The 19,040-nt window shown below is 51.2% G+C and carries 11 protein-coding genes; 5 read left to right on the top strand and 6 right to left on the bottom strand.

Translation table 11 applies throughout. The features are described from left to right. Nucleotides 1-50: 50 nt before the first annotated feature. Nucleotides 51-3,770 (bottom strand): glycerophosphodiester phosphodiesterase family protein, encoded by a 3,720-nt coding sequence (locus tag H6F76_RS21655; protein ID WP_190511424.1) that lies wholly within the window; start codon nt 3,768-3,770, stop codon nt 51-53. Between the two features lie 377 nt (nt 3,771-4,147). Here H6F76_RS21655 and H6F76_RS21650 point away from each other — a divergent pair, with 377 nt between their 5' ends. Continuing rightward, a complete protein-coding gene (locus H6F76_RS21650) occupies nt 4,148-5,968 on the top strand; it encodes an ABC transporter ATP-binding protein (protein ID WP_190511421.1) in 1,821 nt (606 codons plus the stop codon). Between the two features lie 326 nt (nt 5,969-6,294). Further along, on the top strand, nt 6,295-6,969 hold the full coding sequence (locus tag H6F76_RS21645) for an HAD hydrolase-like protein (protein ID WP_190511419.1): 675 nt from the start codon (nt 6,295-6,297) through the stop codon (nt 6,967-6,969). Nucleotides 6,970-7,046: 77 nt separating this feature from the next. Here the strand turns inward: H6F76_RS21645 and rimM are convergent, their stop codons facing one another. Both rimM and H6F76_RS21635 read right to left on the bottom strand, forming a co-directional pair. Continuing rightward, a complete protein-coding gene (rimM, locus tag H6F76_RS21640) occupies nt 7,047-7,733 on the bottom strand; it encodes a ribosome maturation factor RimM (protein ID WP_190511417.1) in 687 nt (228 codons plus the stop codon). Further along, nucleotides 7,730-9,028, bottom strand: coding sequence for a valine--pyruvate transaminase (locus H6F76_RS21635; protein WP_190511415.1), 1,299 nt, complete (start codon nt 9,026-9,028; stop codon nt 7,730-7,732). Before H6F76_RS21635 ends, rimM begins: the two co-directional genes overlap by 4 nt. A gap of 304 nt (nt 9,029-9,332) precedes the next feature. Between H6F76_RS21635 and H6F76_RS21630 the strand changes: the two genes are divergently transcribed. Beyond that, on the top strand, nt 9,333-9,539 hold the full coding sequence (locus H6F76_RS21630) for a hypothetical protein (RefSeq protein WP_190448902.1): 207 nt from the start codon (nt 9,333-9,335) through the stop codon (nt 9,537-9,539). Between the two features lie 120 nt (nt 9,540-9,659). On the opposite strand, the gene H6F76_RS21625 is transcribed toward H6F76_RS21630, so the two are convergent. From H6F76_RS21625 to H6F76_RS21615, 3 genes are all read right to left on the bottom strand, one after another. Continuing rightward, the gene (locus H6F76_RS21625; RefSeq protein WP_190511413.1) at nt 9,660-10,085 is read right to left on the bottom strand and encodes a TerB family tellurite resistance protein; all 426 of its coding nucleotides are present in this window, start codon (nt 10,083-10,085) and stop codon (nt 9,660-9,662) included. Between the two features lie 87 nt (nt 10,086-10,172). Further along, the gene (locus H6F76_RS21620) at nt 10,173-11,564 is read right to left on the bottom strand and encodes a 16S rRNA (cytosine(967)-C(5))-methyltransferase (protein WP_190511411.1); all 1,392 of its coding nucleotides are present in this window, start codon (nt 11,562-11,564) and stop codon (nt 10,173-10,175) included. Between the two features lie 44 nt (nt 11,565-11,608). Next, nucleotides 11,609-13,723 carry a GAF domain-containing protein gene (locus tag H6F76_RS21615; protein WP_190511409.1) on the bottom strand — a complete coding sequence of 705 codons (2,115 nt, stop codon included), beginning with the start codon at nt 13,721-13,723 and terminating at the stop codon, nt 11,609-11,611. A 398-nt stretch (nt 13,724-14,121) separates the two neighbouring features. Here H6F76_RS21615 and H6F76_RS21610 point away from each other — a divergent pair, with 398 nt between their 5' ends. Beyond that, complete coding sequence (locus H6F76_RS21610; protein WP_242036787.1) at nt 14,122-14,505, top strand: hypothetical protein; 384 nt, start codon at nt 14,122-14,124, stop codon at nt 14,503-14,505. Between the two features lie 418 nt (nt 14,506-14,923). Then, nucleotides 14,924-18,910, top strand: a complete 3,987-nt coding sequence (locus H6F76_RS21605) for a magnesium chelatase subunit H (RefSeq protein WP_190511407.1) — start codon at nt 14,924-14,926, stop codon at nt 18,908-18,910. The last annotated feature ends 130 nt before the right edge of the window (nt 18,911-19,040 follow it).

The following is a 19,040-nucleotide window of genomic DNA, read 5'->3' as shown; positions in this document are numbered from 1 at the left end:
AGTGGGACAGAGAATTTACGCTCTGCCCCACTTTTTTATTACTCGATCGTTTAGATCGAGATGAAGTTGCTGGCGGTGAGACTGTTTGCCTGCACATCCGACAGTACTGCCAACGTTGCACCCTGACGTTTGATCAGTGTGTCATTAGCATTCAGTTCAGTGCCTTGCAGAATCGAGAGCCTGTTAAAGCCCAAGCCCGCTGGCAGCGCAATGAGATCTGTGCCGTTCTCAAAGTCGGCAATCGTTTGTGTACCACCCTTCGCGAGTACGAAAAGATCTCGTCCTTCACCGCCAACGAGGAAGTTGTTGCCTTTGACGCCGCTTAGAAAATCATTGCCTGCACCACCTTCGATGTAGTCATTGCGTTTCGTTCCCCGCAGGCGATCGTTCTCCTCGGTGCCTTCATAGGATCTGACATTTAACCCTGCCACACCCATGCGTGGGTCGAGCTTGAGGGGTTGCTCCAGTTGCAGGACGATGATTTCGTTGTTGTCTATCGCGGGCGGACGACCAACTGAGAACGGATAATTGTTGTCATTCGCTACCAGAATGGTGTTGGCATCAAGCACCAACACATCTTCAATGGTCTGGAACGGGAAGTTGAAACTGGTGCTACCGTCCTTGTTGAGATCATCAGGGTCTTTGATGTCCAGCAAGTTGGCAATTTCCGTTTTGGCAACAAACCCGTTGGCATCCTGCTGAGAAAAATCGACCTTAAAGATCTTCTTGAACTGGGCGGCACCTGCCTGGTTGTTATCACGCTCGATGATCAGGTATTCGTTGCTGTTAACGACGGTGATATCGCCGATCGCATTTGCGGGATTTTCCAGCTTGTAGTAGCCGACCAAGCCTTCGTATTGTTTGGTTGCCATATCAAACTCGTAAATCCGCAGTGAGCCTGCCGGATCACCGACGACCGTGCCTTCCAGTAAGGGGTATAGCGTAGACTTGTCAGGGCTGATTGCCAAGCCTTCAAACCCTTGGGAGCGACCAAGGTTAGCGACTGCTGGTGGGGTGATGAAGGTGCTGCGGGCATCTTCGCCTGTGCCGGGGAAGTCGGTGAAGTAGCCATCTACACCCAGTTCGATGAATTGCTTGAATTCCGCCAGCGGGTCGCCGTTGTAGCTGTTGGGCAAGAAGAAGCTCTCGTTGCGGAAGGTGTAGGGATGCACCAGCAAGCCAGCCGCGTGAGCATCGGTGACAAGCGAGGTTGGAGTGCCTGTGATGCGATCGCCGTCGCTAATTGCCCCATCGCCATTCAGATCATCGGGACGACCATCGTTGTTGCGATCGACGGTAGCTAGCGGCACAATTCGTTGCTTATTGGGACCAATGCCCTGCGCATAGGTGGCAATATCTGCCAGTCCGGTTGGGGTCGAGAGGTCGGTGTAGGTGCGTGTGTCGCCACTCACGACAAAATCATAGGGGCGACCAGAGCCGCCAAACAGTTGCACCAGGGGGATGTCGATGCCTGCGTTTGGCAGAATCGTTGTGTTCAATGCCTTCAGGTTGGCGACTTCAAAAGATTGAATGTAGATCCGTGATGGATCGGTGAAGTTCTGCGCTACCAGCGTATCCACGAGTAACTGGCTGGTGTTGAAGCCCTGCGCCGTAAAGAAGGTGGGGTGCTTAGTTTCGGGATAGATGCCAATTTTGCGTCCCGTTTCGGCTTCCACTTGCTGCACAAGGTCGATCACTTCATCCAGGGTCGGTACTTTTAGCCCATCGTTGTTGAAGGCTGTACCGCGAATGGCTGGAATGCGCTCGATCGCGTTCAGCGTTTTGATCTCTGCCAGAGTGAAGTCTTCGGCAAACCAGCCTGTCACTGTGTTGCCATCCAATACTTTGGTCGCTTTGCGATCGGCAAACTCAGGACGCAGGTAAATATCGGTGCTGGTGTCGGTGGTGTTAAGAGTGCCATTCGCATTCAACACGGCTAACATTGGCTCGTGACGGGCGATGAGAATGCCGTCTTTGGTAACTACTAAATCGGGTTCGATAAAGTCAGCACCATCGGCGATCGCTTTTTTGTAAGCCGCCAGTGTGTGTTCGGGACGTTCGCCACTTGCGCCGCGATGACCAATGACGATCGGCGGCTTGCCATCCAATGTGTTGAACTCGGTAGTAGCGAGAACATCAGGATTTTGGGGCGATCGGACAAAGGGACTGGTAATTTGATCGCGCACTAAATCACCCGTACCAGGGAAATCAGTAAAGTAGCCGTCCACGCCCAGGTTGATGAATTGCTCAAACTCTTTCGCTGGATTGCCCTGATAGTTAGAAGCCAGAAAGCGTCCTTCGTTACGGAAGGTGTAAGGATGCACTAGGAGACCAGCCGTGTGAGCGTCTGAGACCAAGCTGGTAGGAGTCAGGGTCACGCGATCAGCGTCGTTAATCGTGCCATCGTTATTCAGGTCGTCTGGTTGCCCATCCTTGTTGGCATCCACATTCTTGAGCGACACAATCATTCGCTTCCAGGGACCAATACCATCTGCATAGGTGGCAATTTCCGCCAAGCCTGCGGGAGTTTGCAAATCGCCATAGGTGCGAGTGTCGCCTGCCACTGCAAAATCATAAGGACGTGCATTGACATCCTGATAAAGGAGTTCGCCCGTGTTGTAGTCCACATCATAAGCATCCAGCAATTGCACCAGAGGGATGTCGGTCTTAGTGTTTAGTTCCTTCAGGTTGGAGACTTCAAACGACTGGATGTAGACGCGGCTGGGGTCGGTGAAGCCTGTTTGCTCTAGCGTTGCTAGCAGCGGTTCTTCCAGCGAGAGCCCTAAATCATCGTGATAGGTTGGGTGCTTGGTTTCGGGATAGATGCCGATTTTTTTGCCTGTGTCTTTCTCAACTTGCTGCACCAGCTCAATCACTTCTTGCAGCGTGGGAATTTCAAAGACACCGTTGAATGCCTGGGTACGGAAACCTTGAGGCATGATTGCCCGCAGGGTTTTGATCTCTGCCAGGGTGAAGTCAGAAGCAAAAAACTCGTTTTCGTAGAGCACGCCATCTACCGTACCACTGCGCTTGCGATCGGCAAACTCTGGACGGTTGGCAACATCAGTCGTGCCACCCAAAATGGGTTCGTGGCGAGCAATCAACACACCATCTTTGGTCGCCACCAAGTCCGGTTCAATAAAATCGGCACCGCGCTCGATCGCCAGTTTGTACGCTTCCAACGTATGCTCTGGCAGTTCGCCGCTGGCACCGCGATGCCCAATGACGATCGGCTGCTTGCCGTCCAGTGTGTTGAGGTTAACTAGATTTGGCGTGGCGATCGGTGCATCCAGCAGTTTACCTGTTGCGTCGAAGTGCAGCAAAAAGGGACCAAATTCTTCGCCCACCCAGATGGTGCCGTCTTTGGCAATCACAAAGGATTCAACGTCAAAGTCTGCACCTGTCAGGAAGCGATCGCCTGTAGCGTTCGTAATTTCAAACGGAATTTTGTTGTCTGGGTCGCGTAGTTGAATGAATTTTCTAACCGCCACGCTGCCGTCACCAGAAGGTTCTGCGCCCTGCAAGCTGGGGTCTACCTGATAGATTCTCAACAGAAAATCAGCGCTGTTGTTCTTGGCGCCAAAGCCGTTATCTGACAGAAACCAGAAGCGGTTTTCATCGGCAAACTGCACGCTGCTAAAGCCCTGTACTGGCTGACCAGGAAAAGGACCCGTGCGCCCATTAGCAACAATGCCCTTACCCGCTGGAGGTCCCTCAGCAAACGTATCGGCTGGAAGCGATGCAAAACCTTTAAGTGTTACGTCTGCCATAGTTCGTTTAGATGTGATGAAGGTAGATGTGCGGAATCGTAGACGCGCTAACAAAACGAAGGTAAAAGGTTCTTCGTGTCACCCCTTCCGCCATTGATGGCTAAACTGCCTTCATCCATTTACAGAAGGGGAGGTAGATGCCTACCACCCTCCATAAATCCCACAGAGACTTTAAGACAGGTCTAACGCACCGTTAACAAGCCAGTAATTCTACTGAATTATTAATGTGTAGATTTGATGAACTATTGCTTAAAAGACTTGACTGATTCTCCTGGCAAATGTAGACGTAGCAGTCGTTACCTGGTACGAGTAAAATTGACTACGCTACAGTTGGAAGACACGTTTCTTTTCACTCGTCCTTTTAGCTGACTCTACCTATGACTGGCTCGATCGCACCCCAAACGAAACCCGATCGCCGCGTGCGAGAGACAGACTGGCGCTTGTTTATGCGTTTGGCAGAGTACGGGTTACGCGATAAGCGGTTGCTGGCATGGTCATTTGCGCTCCTAGTGCCGACGGCGATCGCGGGAGCGATGCAGCCCATCCTCATTGGCGAAGCTATTTCCCTTATTCGGCAAGAGCCAACGGGCTGGACGTTTCTGCGGCAGATGCCTCTGACAGATGGCATCAATACGCTGGCAGGGTTGCTGCTCTTGACGCTGGTGTTGCGAACCATCTTTGATTCGCGGCAGGGATTCCTTGTGCAAAAGATGGGGCAGCGCATCACGGCAGATATTCGGCAAGATTTGTTTCACCACGTTACGTCGTTAGCAATGCGCTTTTTTGATCGCACGCCCGTCGGACGGTTAATTACCCGCCTCACTAGCGATGTAGAAGCGTTAGGCGATGTCTTTTCCACCGGTGCGATCGGCATTCTGGGCGATTTCTTTTCGATCATTGTGATTGCGATCGCCATGTTTCTTTTGCAGTGGCAGTTGGCGCTCTTGCTCACAGCCATGTTGGTTCCCGCTACAGCGCTAATTATTTACTTTCAGCAGCAGTATCGCAAAGCCAACTACAAAGCGCGCGAAGAACTATCGATACTCAACTCGACCCTACAAGAAAACATTGTCGGCATTAATGTTGTGCAGCTTTTTCGCCGCGAAGCCTTCAACGCTGACCTGTTTCGCACGATTAACAAGCGCTACATCAAAGAAGTTGACAAAACTATCTTTCACGATTCGGCAATCTCCGCCACGCTGGAGTGGATCTCACTAGCCGCGATCGCTGCTGTGCTGTGGCTGGGTGGCAACCTAATTCTGAGAGAAACCCTTAACCTCGGACAACTCTCAACGTTCATCCTCTTTGCCCAACGCCTCTTCGATCCGCTGCGTCAGTTTGCCGAAAAGTTCACGGCGATTCAGGCAGGCTTTACAGCAGTGGAACGAGTCAGCGATATCTTTAACGAGCCGATCGACATTCGTGACCCCGAACACCCCAAAACGCTAGACAGCAGCCCCGAATCCACCACTGGCGAAATTCGCTTTGAGCACGTTTCGTTTGCTTACAAAGAAGGCGATTATGTCCTGCGAGACCTTAACTTCACGATTCGTCCTGGTGAAAAAGTAGCGCTCGTCGGACCCACAGGCGCAGGCAAAAGCTCCATCATTCGCCTACTCAGCCGTTTATATGAAGCCACCGAAGGCTGTATTTTGGTAGACGGGGTGAACGTCCGCGATCTGCCACAAACGGAACTACGCCGTCACATGGGCGTGATTCTGCAAGATGGCTTTGTGTTCGCAGGCGATGTTAAGAGCAACATTACCTTGGGCGAAACGTACCCCTTTGCAGCCATTCAATCTGCGGCTGAACGCACCAATGTTTCTGCCCTGATTGAGCAACTACCACAAGGTTACGATACCCCTCTGCGCGAACGAGGCACTAATCTTTCAGGTGGGCAAAAACAACTGTTAGCGTTTGCCCGTGCGGCTATCCGCGAACCGCGCATTCTCGTATTAGATGAAGCAACTGCTAGTCTGGATGTAGGCACCGAGGCACTGATTCAAGATGCGCTTGACCATTTACTAAAAAACCGCACGGCAATTATCATTGCTCACCGTTTGTCTACAATTCGCAACTGCGATCGCATTCTCGTCCTCAAGCGCGGTCAGCTTGTCGAATCTGGTAACCACGACGAGTTACTCCGTCAGGGTGGACTCTACGCCAGCTTATATCAATTACAAATGTTGGAAACGTGAGGTGCAACAGCACGTTTTAGCAATGTAAACCATCGTTCTTGTGGAGGAGTGAAAGGAGTGATTCGTGTAGCAAACCCTGAATCGTCAGACTGATGATCCTAAGTTGGTCAAGACGTTACGATCGCGTTCCTTGACGTTAGCGATCGCCAAAGACGGCATGACATAAGTTTGTAAAAAGCAGCTTATGGGTACGCTATTGTCTATTGCAGACCGTCATGATCCAAAAGACATCAAATCAAAAAGGTATTAATTAAAAAGACATCATCGCTCACTGTTTCTCCGTTCTCTATCTTTCGATCCACTTTTAGCACTCACTTTCATAAAACATGCAGACTTTAGAGCAATCCCTGCCGCTAGTGCCAAATCACACTGCGAAGACAGTTATTTTTGACTTTGATGGCACGATCGCTGATTCTTTTGACACTGTGTTTGCCATTAGCAACCGATTGGCAGATGAGTTTGGTTTTCCAATCACACCGTTAGAAGATGTAGATGCTTTGAAGAATTTAAGTTCTCAAGAAATTCTCAGGCGATCGAACGTACCATTCGTTAAACTACCCTTTTTATTGCGGCGGCTACGCTTTGAACTTAACCAGGAGATTGCTGGACTTCAACCAATTGCTGGCATTAAAGAGGCGTTGCTAGAACTAAAACGGCAGGGGCATCATCTAGGTATTGTTACGTCTAACTCCAGACAGAATGTCATCGCTTTTTTGGCAGCTCAAGACATGAGAGAGGTCTTTGATTTCGTCGATTCTGGCTTGACGCTCTTTGGCAAAGGCAGAATTATTCAAAAAATTCTGCGCCATAACCGAATTGATCCTGCCACCGCTATTTATGTCGGAGACGAAACTAGAGATGTTGAAGCCGCCCGCAAAATAGGCATTAAAGTCATTGCGGTTTGTTGGGGCTTCAACTCCTGCAAGGTGTTAGGAGCACAAAAACCCGATTTTCTGATCACTGACCCCGCAGAGTTAGTGACGGCAACTAACTTCTCATAGCAACGGCGATCGTCAACAGAGCGTACCTGGCTACTAAATTCAGTGCAATAGGAATTCAATGTCGAAGCGCTGCCGCTCTACTCAATCAATCCGGGTGGTGGTGTGATTTCAATGCGGCGCTGCTGTAAATCGACAAGCGGCACGATCGCCTCCACAAAGGGAATCAACACAGTAGGTTGTTTCGTTGCTTCTACTGCATTGCGTTGCACTTCTAAAAGGGTGTTGCCTGCCTGAATGATGCTGCTCACGGTGCCAATGAGCACTTGTGTAGCTTGATCGAACACTACTAGCCCAATCAAATCGAGTATGTGAAATTCACCTTCTTCTAAAGGGGGACGATCGCCCTCTGGTACAAACAGTTGACCATCTCGCAAGGCTTCAGCTTGGTCGCGATCGATCACTCCGGCAAATTGCACTACGTACAGCCCTTTGCCATCCAGGTAGCGTCCCCGCACCAACTCAATCGGTTCTGGTGCTGTGGACGGCGATCGCTGGAGCCAGCGCGTTCCTGGTATTAAAAAGCGCTCTGGAAAATCCGATTCTGGGTAGACGCGCACTTCGCCCTTCATGCCCTGCGCTGCCACAATTTTACCGATGGGGAGGAAGTGAGGAGGTAGGAGTGAAGGTTGAAGTGCATCTGTCTTTTGTGCTCGCCCTTCTGCCTTTTGCCGTTTGCCTTCTGCCTTTTTACTTTTAGTTTTTGCCTTTTGTCTGGTGCTGTCTGGCGCTACGGGTTCTTTACGTTCTAAATTGCGATCGCTCACGATGCCACCACTGCTTGCTTACCGATTATGGACTGTTGATACACACGTTCGACCACTGCTGCTAAACGCTGCATCGCTATTTCAAGCTCCTGATCGCTACCAGTCAGGCTAATGCGAACGCACTGACGAGTATGCTCCCAATCTTCATGCAGCCCCGGAAAGAAGGAACTGCCAGGAACAACAATCACGCCGACCTGCTTTAGCTCTTGGTAAAACTCCCAGTCAGTGATGGGCAAATCTTTGAGCCACAGCCAGGTGAAAATAGCACCTTCGCCGCGATGTAAGAACCAGGGCACAGCAGGCATTGCCTGATCAAGCGTTGTTTCAACGATCGCAACTTTCTTCTGATAGAAGGGACGAATCACCTGAGCCGCAATGTCTGCCAACGCGCCAGAGTTGATGGCACGAGCGGCGATCGCCTGCCCATAGCGAGGTGAATGGATGCACATATTGGTCTGGAAGCATTCCAGCACTTGAATGAGTTGTTCGTTACCGATCGCAATACCAATGCGCTCGCCGGGAAGCCCCGCTTTAGAAAGGCTCATGCAGTGCAAAATGTTTTCGCCAAACAGCGGAGTCATCTCGGTAAAGTTGAGCGCCGGAAATGGTGGTGCATAGGCAGAATCAATCAGGACAGGCACATGATGAGGAGCCGCCAAGGCTGCAATTTTCTGCACTTCGTCATCAGTCAGAACGTTACCAGTTGGGTTACAGGGGCGAGAGAAAAGGACACAGCCTGTATCTTCTGCGATCGTCAACTGGCTAAAGTTGGGGCGATACTTAAAGCGATGGGCAGCCGTATCAATATCTAAGGACGGCTTGTAGGCAAACAGTGAATCTGGAGCGAGCGCTACGCCACCATAGCCTGTGTAGTCGGGACTCAGAGGCAAAACAACTTTTTTTAAGGTGCCGCTTTCGGTATAGCCACCGAACGCATTAGTAGCGTAAAAATAAAGGCTCTGGCTACCAGGTGTAATCAGCACGTTGCGCTCGGTCAACTGCAACCCATAGCGCCGATTAAAATCCTGCACAATGGCATCAATCAGCGGTTGGTAGCCCTGACTTGCACCATAACGACACACTACATCACCATACTCAGCGCTCGCCAACAGGTCGGCAGTGCAATCGCGCCAGAGTTGTTCAACTTCGGGCAAAATCAACGGATTGCCTGCGCTTAAATTGATAAAGTCCTGTCCTGCACCCGATCGCAACGTTTCAGCAATATCTTTCATAATTGCCCGCACACCAGTCAGGCGGGTCATTTGGTTGCCAAGTTGAGTCAGGGCAGGCTTCATAGTAAAAATTGCAAAGTGTGGGGATTGTAAAGCGTCTTTCTAACGTTCACCAATGCTACTCAATTGTTCACACACTTTACCAAGTAGATGACCGTTGCCATTGATTTGCTTATTGTGTTCAGTCTGTCCTTCAAGCAGCAAGCACTAGCCCTAAAGCCTGTCTGACTAATGTTCACAGCTCAATTGAACTTGCCAAACTCTATCTGATAGCCGATGGCAAGAACTAACCCTGTGGAAGATGTGTTGACTGATCCACAGTTCTATCCTTAGCTGTAGAATTTCAAAATAATATGGAGTGTTGCTGATGAATATATTAATGGTTGCGGATGCTGCAAGCACGGGTATGCAGTTTCCAGTTTCGTTTACGTTGGTTTATGTTGTTGGGTTTATTGCAGCCGTTTCGATCGGTTCGATCGCCTGGTATAACTCCAAGCGTCCACCTGGCTGGGAAGGCAAGGATCGTCCTGATGCAGTACCTGAAGTAAAGAAAGAGGAAACTCCTGGGTTGTAAGGTTTTTGGGCGATCAATAAGGACAACGGTTGAGAGCCTTCTCAACCGTCAGCCGTTAGCTCTAGCTTTGAAGCTGATAGCTGATCGCTAAAACAAAAAATGTCTATGAAATAACATCACTTATGCATTTAGAGTAGCTACCCAGCGTTGGTAAATATTACGAATCGCTGTAAGCACTGAATTTTTCACTGATTCAGAGGGCGGGTGCGATGTATCTAAAAGCTGGAGATCAGTTAGCAGTTTTGCCTCGCTGGTATCTACGGTGCCATCACTATAAATCAGCCCACTAATAGCCTCGATAAGCTGCTGGCAAGCTTCTGAGGTCGGCTGTTCACCCAGATATTCATTCACCCAGCTATAGCATTCTGCTGCTTTTACAGGTCTAAATTCGTGAAGCAACGGCTGAAGCTCTGGCTCGTTTTCTAACCCCTTTTCTTCAGCAATGCGGTGCAGATACTCGCGTTCTTCTGGTTGAATTTGACCATCAATCCAGGCGACACCAATGAGAATTTTTAGCAGCGTTGTAACCTTAGGATCTGTTGTCATAGGTCTGGTACAAAGGTAAATGAGCCAAGCAACCTGAGCAGGCTTCCTACACCCTACACCCTGCACCCTACCCATACCCACCGTTACTTAACGCTTCTTCAAGCGCGCCATAAAAAAGCCATCCATATCGTGTTCCTGCGACCAAATCTTAATCCATCCGTCTGAAGTGACGAATGCCGCCGGTGGCGTATGCGGTTGCGGTGGCTCGCTCGCCCAGTCAGGATGACGAGCCAGAAAGCTCTGCACGATCGCCTCATTTTCTGCCGGATGCAGGGTGCAAGTAGCATAAACCAAACTGCCAGCAGGCTTAACCCATAACGCTACCTGATCCAACAGTTCTGTTTGTAATTGCGTCAGTTGCTGCACAGTTTCAGGCGTTTGTCGCCAACGAGCATCAGCATGGCGATGGAGTGTGCCCAAGCCAGAGCAAGGAGCATCAACCAGCACACGATCGCATTGCCCTACAAATCGCGGCAGGTTGCGGCTGTCGCCCTCACACAGTTGAATCGATTGCAAACCCAGACGATCGACATTTTGCTTGAGCTTTCTTAACCGAGAGGCAGCACGATCACACGCCCACACCGTACCACGATCGTGCATCAACTCTGCCAGATGCATGGTTTTGCCGCCTGGTGCTGCACACGCATCCATAACCACGTCTCCAGGCTGTGGATCGACTAGATAGCCCACTAACTGAGCGCTACTGTCCTGCACAATCCACCAGCCCTCGTCAAAGCCTGGTAGCTGCTGAATTGCCCCTGCGGCTTCGGGCAAGCGCAACGCCTGTGGAAGGTGTGGAATACGGCTTACTGCAACGCCTGCGGTCTGCATTGCCGACTCGACCGTTTCAACCGAAGCCTTAAGTGTATTCACCCTCAAATCAATATGGGGCGGCTGGTTCATCCATTGACACAGTTGCTCTGTTGCTTCTACCCCCAACTGCTCCAGCCAAAGCGCCACCAGCCAATCAGGATAACTGTGTTGGATGCCAAGGCGGGTAATGAGGGAGGGCGAGGTGAGGAGTGAGGAGTTTTGCCTTGCTTCCCCTACTCCCTCTGCCGCCCCTGCGCCCTCCGCTCCCTCTGCCTCCCTCAAACGAACATACTGCCGCAACAAGCCATTCACAAAGCCTGTTAACCCAGCAAAGCCGTTTTGCTTCGCCAGATCAACGGTTGTATTCACCGCAGCAGAGGCTGGAATTTGATTCAAAAAGCGCAGTTGGTAGAGTCCCAAATGGAGGATGGTGCGGAGATCAGCCGGTTGCTGATGGGCAGGCTTTTTCGCCAGTTGGTCAATGAGCGCATCTAACGTCCGCTGCCTACGAACGCTGCCATACACTAGCTCGGTCAGCAAGCGACGATCGAGAAGATTAGTGAGCTTTGCCTGCCGCAGCGTTTTGTCCAGCGCCACGTCGGCAAAGGCTCCCTGATGCACCGATCGCAGTGCCAAAAAAGCCAACTGACGAGGATTTTGGGTCACAATCGTGGTTTAAAACACCGTTCCTAGGATAGCTCGGTACGCGGTTACTTTGAGTCTGCCGGATGATGGACGGGTGCATGATGGACAGGAATTTCGATCATAAATTCGGCACCAAATTTTGGTTCAGAGTAAAACTTCAGGTAGCCGTGGTGCTGGTTGACAATAGTTTGATAGCTCACCGTTAGCCCTAACCCAACCCCCTGCCCCACCTCTTTTGTGGTGAAGAATGGATCAAAAATTTGGTGTTGCAGGTTGTGGGGAATGCCCGGTCCTGTATCAGTGATGACAACGCGAACCATTTCGGGTTGGTTGTTTGTGGCTGCAATCATATCGGTGCAAATGGCGATCGCCTTTTTGCCCTGCCAGGTACTCAATGCTTCGATCGCATTCAGCAACAGGTTGAGAAACACCTGATTGAGGTCGCCGGGATAGCATTCCACCAGGGGCAAATCACCATATTGACGAATGATTTCGATGTCTTCTTTGAAGTGGGTTTTGAGTACGAGTAGCGTACTTTCAATGCCTTCGTGGAGATTGACCCGTTTGCGCTGTGCCTCATCCAACCGCGAGAAGTTGCGGAGTGAGAGCACGATTTGACGAATGCGCTCGGCACCCGATCGCATGGAGTCGAGGATGCGAGGCAAATCGCCCCGCAAAAAATCGAGTTCAACTTCAGCAATCATTGCCTGTAAAGCTTCATCTGGCTCTGGTGTGCGAGCCTCATACTCCTTCAGTAACTGGAGCAGATCGTGAATATAGGTTTCGACATAGGGCACGTTGCCGTAGATGAAGTTGATCGGATTATTGATTTCGTGAGCCACTCCTGCCACCAAGCGCCCTAGGCTAGACATTTTTTCGCTCTGAATAAGCTGTGCTTGGGTTAAACGTAGCTCGTTCAGCGTTTCTGCAAGATGGTGTGCCTGTGCTGCACTTTCTGCTGCCTGCTGCTTTGTCTGAGCATAAAGATGCGCCTGCTGAATCGAAATTGCTAACTGATCTGCCACTGCTTGTGTCAGTTTTTGGTCGTTCTTTGACCAATAGCGCGTGTGAGAACACTGATTGAGATAGAGAATAGCGTGCAGTTTTTCCTTGTTCTGCACGGGCACCACCAGCGATGATTTAATTTCCGCCTGCTGATACTCCTCGTTGTGGGGACCAATGCGATCGTCCTGAGTCACATCAGCAATGACAACGCGACGGCGATTTTGAATCACCCAGCGGGTAATCGGACCATTAGTGTCAAACGCATCAATGGTGCCTGTAAAGGGTGGACGGCAGACTTCATACAGATGCTGGAGCCGAAAGGCAGCACGATCGTTGGTTTCATCCATCACCGCTTCAACAACGGGTTCGCTCTCGTAATCGCCAGGATCTTCAACCAGATGCACCAGGCAGCGATCGACCTTGAGCGCCTCTAGCAGTTGAGCGATCGCGCCACTGAGAATCGTTCCTAGTTCAAAGCTTTGGCGCGTCTGGGCAGTGATCTGGTTTACCAAACGCTCTCGCTGCGCCTGCTTTTGGGTTTGTTCATAAAGCTGCGCCTGCCGGATTGCAATCTCAAGTTGCTGAGCGATCGACTGAATAAACTCCACTTCTCCGGGTGACCAGTGGCGGGGCTTGTCAGACAGGCAAGCGATAAACCCATTCGAGCCGCCCTGCGAGTTGACGGGCACCAACAAATTAGCGATCGCGCCCAATACTAGCGGAGGCGGTTGTTCATCACGTTTGCGCCAGGGTAGTATCCAGTGCCTGAGCGATCGCACCAGCGAAGTGCCACTACTCAACCCACTAGTGATGCTGAGTTCGCCACGGGCGATTGCGGTCGCTGTGAAGCCAAACATAGCCAGCGGATAGTAGCCTGGTGCGAAAGCTTTTCGGTGCAGGCGATCGACATTACCACTCTCACAGACAAGCTGAACCCGCTTAGTGTCGTGAAAATACCACAAGAAACTACAGCGATCCAACTTGAGTAAGGTTGCCAGTTCATCGGTTGCCGTTTGCAGCACAACCCGCAACTCTAGAGAATTGCGAACACGGTCAACAATCCGCCGTAGTTGGGCATTTTGTTTTTCGGGATACTCCAACCAATTACTTGGTGATACTTTAGCCAAACGAAATTTAGGAAACACACGAGGCAGGGTAAAAAAGGCAGACAGCATGAATAATTAGGGCGAGTTACTCGTCCAAAAGGGCATCACATTTTTTTCGAGTCGCTTAAAGATGAGACAAAGCATTGGAGAGAAAGAGAAAGCAGCAAGGCTCCTGCCATCTGTTCCCTGCCTTTACCTAATCGCAACAGCACTCCACTCGACCGGAAACCGCTGTTTAAAAATCTGTAAGACCGTAGAGCCTAAGCACTACAGTAAAGATGCCCCTGTTTTGTCAATTAACGCTGTTTTGTTACTTAACACTGTATAAAGCAACACTGTATAGCTATGTTAGAAGTTTGAAGGCACTGAAGCTGTATTCAAACGTACGCTCTATTAGTTCGTTAGATTTAAGTCACCCGCCAAAAGACGTGTTTTGTCTCAGCAAGGCGATGAAACCGAGCAATAGTATGAAACAGACACAACCTAATCTTCAAGAGTCTCTAACACAGTCGTTGAGTGTGGTATTGGCGACCGATCGCCGTCAAGTCAATCAACTCACGGTGCTCCTGCTTCTGATGGGGCTGGGCTTGGTCGCGATCGAACCAGTACTGGCATTACCTAATCCAGAGGATAAACCTGAAGAAGTGCTGCGGTTGGAAGTCATTACTGGAGCGCGATCGCCGCTTGATGGCAAACCGATTACGGCAAGTGAGTATGCTCAGCTTCAGGCAGAGTTGCAAACGCCCGGACCCTCTCGACCGCAAGTGGGGCGACCACTTGAAAAGAACCTTAATTTGCTGCGTCTCCGCAGATTTATCAAAACCTTTTTTCCGTTCTTACCAGTCCGTTAGTGAAGCGGCATCAGGCGGGAACTTTAAGCGCTACCTGCTTTAACGCGCTGGGCGATCAGTGCTATCGCCCTTGCACGTCACACCTTATCCAACCGAAAGAGTTGGTAGAAAAGTCTGATGCCCAAAGGTCAGGGAGTTGATGAATTTTTGCAACAAATTAGCGGAGTAACTGCTCAGAAAGAATGGGTTCGATGTAACAAAATACTTAAGACATCCTTATCAAATTGTGTCGGATATTTCCTAGAACGCTTATGTGGACTGGTTTTCTGGTACAACGGTGTGTATGCGATTATTGTAACGGTCAGTATTTAGTCATCCGCAACCCATACTCCTGAAAGATGGTGTGGTGCCAATTTGACTGCCTGCTCGTGACTGCCCCGCATACCTCGCGCATTACCAGACTAAGGAGCTTAACTGCATGTTCACACACGTCAAGCCCACCATCAGACACGTCACACCCGATGATCTACGGGGACGCGCTCTGCTTAGAGTGGTCTATGTCGTGCTAGAGCCTCAGTATCAGAGTTCGCTTTCGGCAGCGGTTCGCGCCATTAACCAGAACCATCCCAATCTGGCTGTCGAAATTAGCGGCTATTTGATCGAGGAACTCCGCGATTCGGATAACTACGAAGCCTTTCAGCGTGACGTGGCGCGGGCAAACATTTTCATTGCATCGCTGATTTTTCTAGAAGATCTGGCAGACAAAGTAGTGGCAGCGGTAGAGCCACACCGCGATCGCCTGGATGTGGCAGTTGTCTTCCCCTCCATGCCGCAGGTGATGCGCCTAAACAAGATGGGCAGTTTTTCGATGGCGCAGCTAGGGCAATCCAAGAGCGCGATCGCCCAGTTTATGAAAAAGCGTAAGGAGAAATCCGGGTCTGGCTTTCAGGATGGGATGCTAAAGCTGCTGAACACGCTGCCCAAAGTGCTGAAATACCTGCCAATGGACAAAGCGCAGGATGCCCGTAATTTCATGTTGAGCTTTCAATACTGGCTCGGTGGTTCGCAGGAAAATCTAGAGAACTTCCTGCTGATGCTTGCCGATCGCTACGTATACAAAGAACTCGACACAGACAGCGGTGCCTTGCAGTATCGTGATCCCGTCACCTATCCTGACTTGGGCATCTGGCATCCCCTCGCGCCCACCATGTTTGAGGACGTGAAGGAGTACCTCAACTGGTTTAACTCGCGCACTGATATTTCGGACGAACTGAAAGATCCCCTTGCCCCTTGCGTGGGTTTGGTGCTGCAACGGACGCACTTAGTAACGGGCGACGATGCCCACTATGTAGCGATGGTGCAGGAACTCGAAAGCATGGGTGCACGGGTGATTTCGGTGTTTGCAGGCGGCCTGGACTTTTCCAAGCCCGTTGAAGCGTTCTTCTACGATCCCCTTTCTAAAAATCAGAACGCCATTGTGGATGTCGTGATCTCGCTGACTGGGTTTGCCCTGGTGGGTGGACCCGCCAAGCAGGATCATCCAAAGGCGATCGAAGCCCTCAAGCGCCTTAACCGTCCCTATATGGTGGCGCTGCCCCTGGTGTTTCAAACCACCGAAGAATGGGAGGACAGCGATCTGGGTCTGCACCCGATTCAGGTAGCGCTCCAAATTGCGTTGCCCGAACTGGATGGCGCGATCGAACCCATCATTCTTTCGGGTCGGGATGGCATGACGGGACGCGCGATCGCCCTGCAAGATCGGGTAGAAGCGATTACTCAGCGTGCTATGAAGTGGGCAAACCTGCGCCGCAAGCCCAAGCTGACCAAGAAAGTGGCGATCACCGTTTTCAGCTTTCCACCCGATAAAGGCAACGTTGGCACAGCAGCGTATCTGGACGTGTTTGGTTCCATTTACAAAGTGATGGAAGCCTTGCAGCACAACGGCTACGACGTGAAAGACTTGCCCGAAACGGCAGAAGCGCTGATGTTAGAAGTGCTGCATGATGCCCGCGCTCAGTACAACAGCCCTGAACTAAACGTTGCCTACCGGATGTCGGTGCCAGAATATGAAGCGCTGACCCCGTACTCCGAGCGTCTTCACGCATCCTGGGGACCACCGCCCGGACACCTCAACACCGATGGGCAGAATCTGCTGGTCTTTGGCAAAGAGTTTGGCAACGTCTTCATTGGCGTGCAGCCGACCTTTGGCTATGAAGGGGATCCCATGCGGCTGTTGTTCTCACGGTCTGCCAGCCCCCATCATGGGTTCGCCGCCTACTACACCTACCTGGAGCAAATCTGGAAAGCGGATGCCGTCTTGCATTTCGGCACTCATGGATCGCTAGAATTCATGCCCGGCAAGCAGATTGGGATGTCCGATACCTGTTTCCCCGATAGTCTGATTGGCACTATTCCAAACCTCTATTACTACGCAGCGAACAATCCCTCGGAGGCGACGATCGCCAAACGTCGCTCCTACGCGGAAACGATCAGCTACCTCACACCACCCGCTGAAAACGCCGGACTGTATAAGGGTTTGAAGGAACTGGGTGAACTGGTTGCGTCCTACCAGACCTTGAAAGACACGGGACGCGGTGCCCAGATCGTTGATTCGATTATGGACAAAGCGCGGATCTGCAACCTGGACAAGGATATTGAGTTTCCTGAAAGCGCGAAGGAACTGGAGCCAGAAGCCCGCGATACGGTGGTCGGCAAGGTCTACATCAAGCTGATGGAGATCGAGTCGCGTCTGTTGCCCTGTGGTCTACACGTCATCGGCAAACCCCCAACGGCAGAAGAAGCGATCGCCACTCTAGTCAACATTGCTAGCCTCGATCGTCCTGAAGACAACATTCTCAGCCTGCCCAGCATTATTGCGAACAGTCTGGGGCGCACAATGGAAGCAATCTATCAGGGCAGCGATCGCGGTGTGCTAGAAGACGTGCAGTTACTGCAAGACATTACCCTGGCAACCCGATCGTCTGTTGCATCACTGGTGCAGGCTCAGGTCGATGCCGATGGTCGCGTTTCCAGAGTTTCTAGGCTCAACTTCTTCAACATGGGCAAGAAAGAACCCTGGGTAGAAGCCTTGCACCAGGCAGGCTATCCCAAGGTGGACGTTGAGCAAATCAAACCACTGTTCAACTATCTAGAATTCTGCCTGAAGCAGATCGTGGCGGATAACGAACTCGGTGCCCTGCTCACGGCATTGGAAGGCGAATACGTCATCCCTGGTCCTGGCGGCGACCCGATTCGCAACCCTGATGTGCTGCCGACTGGCAAAAACATCCACGCCCTCGATCCACAGGCAATTCCGACCTCCGCAGCCGTGAAGTCTGCCAAAGTGGTAGTTGATCGCCTGCTTGCCCGTCAGTGCGCGGAGAATGATGGAGAGTATCCAGAAACGATCGCGGCGGTTCTCTGGGGCACCGACAACATCAAGACTTATGGTGAATCGCTGGCGCAAATCTACTGGATGCTCGGTGTGGCTCCGTTGCCCGACTCGCTGGGACGAATGAACAAGCTGGAACTGATCCCGCTTGAAGAACTCGGTCGTCCTCGCATTGATGTAGTGGTGAACTGCTCCGGTGTGTTCCGCGATTTGTTTATTAACCAGATGGCACTGCTCGATCGCGCCGTGAAAATGGCAGCCGAAGCCGATGAGCCACTGGAAATGAACTTCGTCCGCAAGCACGCCCTCAAGCAGTCCGAAGAAATGGGCATTAACCTGCGTCAGGCTGCCACTCGCGTTTTCTCCAACGCCTCTGGTTCCTATTCCTCCAACATCAACCTGGCGGTGGAAAACAGCACCTGGGAAAGCGAAGCCGAGCTTCAGGATATGTACCTGGCGCGGAAATCCTTCGCCTTCTCGTCAGATAACCCTGGCACGATGGATCAGAACCGCCAGATCTTCGAGTCTGCCCTCAAGACGGCGGATGTCACCTTCCAGAACCTGGACTCGTCAGAAATCTCGCTGACGGATGTCTCTCACTACTACGACTCTGACCCCACTAAGGTTGTGTCGCGCCTACGGAATGATGGCAAAGCGCCTACTTCCTTCATCGCGGATACTACAACCGCCAACGCCCAAGTTCGTACCCTTTCGGAAACCGTTCGTCTGGATGCCCGTACCAAATTGCTTAACCCCAAATGGTACGAAGGGATGCTGAGCCACGGCTACGAAGGCGTGCGGGAACTATCAAAGCGGTTGGTAAACACGATGGGCTGGTCGGCAACGGCAGGCGCAGTAGATAACTGGGTCTATGAAGACGCAAATGAGACGTTCTTCAAAGATGAGGAAATGTCGAAACGCTTGCTCGACCTCAACCCCAGCTCCTACCGCAAGATGGTGACGACGCTGCTTGAAGCCAACGGTCGCGGCTATTGGGAAACCACTGAGGAAAACCTCGATCGCCTCCGCGAACTCTATCAAGAAGTCGAAGACCGCATCGAAGGCATCGAATAGTCCGTTAATAGATTCAGTACAAAGGGTGGTCAATGACCACCTTTTTTATTACTCCAGGATTTAAGCTTGATATTTGCAGATTTAAAGCTGAATAGTAGAAATTAGAGCTGTAACAGCCGCGTCAACAAAA

This window comes from Leptolyngbya sp. FACHB-321 (genome assembly GCF_014695975.1).
GTDB lineage: Bacteria > Cyanobacteriota > Cyanobacteriia > Leptolyngbyales > Leptolyngbyaceae > Stenomitos.
Note: the sequence above shows the minus strand (reverse complement) of the source record. Positions and strands in the feature narration are given on the sequence as shown.

Coding starts and splice junctions, on each gene's coding strand:
- H6F76_RS21655 (WP_190511424.1), bottom strand. CDS start 3,770: ATGGCAGACGTAACACTTAAAGGTTTTGCATCGCTTCCAGCCGATACG.
- H6F76_RS21650 (WP_190511421.1), top strand. CDS start 4,148: ATGACTGGCTCGATCGCACCCCAAACGAAACCCGATCGCCGCGTGCGA.
- H6F76_RS21645 (WP_190511419.1), top strand. CDS start 6,295: ATGCAGACTTTAGAGCAATCCCTGCCGCTAGTGCCAAATCACACTGCG.
- H6F76_RS21635 (WP_190511415.1), bottom strand. CDS start 9,028: ATGAAGCCTGCCCTGACTCAACTTGGCAACCAAATGACCCGCCTGACT.
- H6F76_RS21630 (WP_190448902.1), top strand. CDS start 9,333: ATGAATATATTAATGGTTGCGGATGCTGCAAGCACGGGTATGCAGTTT.
- H6F76_RS21625 (WP_190511413.1), bottom strand. CDS start 10,085: ATGACAACAGATCCTAAGGTTACAACGCTGCTAAAAATTCTCATTGGT.
- H6F76_RS21615 (WP_190511409.1), bottom strand. CDS start 13,723: ATGCTGTCTGCCTTTTTTACCCTGCCTCGTGTGTTTCCTAAATTTCGT.
- H6F76_RS21610 (WP_242036787.1), top strand. CDS start 14,122: ATGAAACAGACACAACCTAATCTTCAAGAGTCTCTAACACAGTCGTTG.
- H6F76_RS21605 (WP_190511407.1), top strand. CDS start 14,924: ATGTTCACACACGTCAAGCCCACCATCAGACACGTCACACCCGATGAT.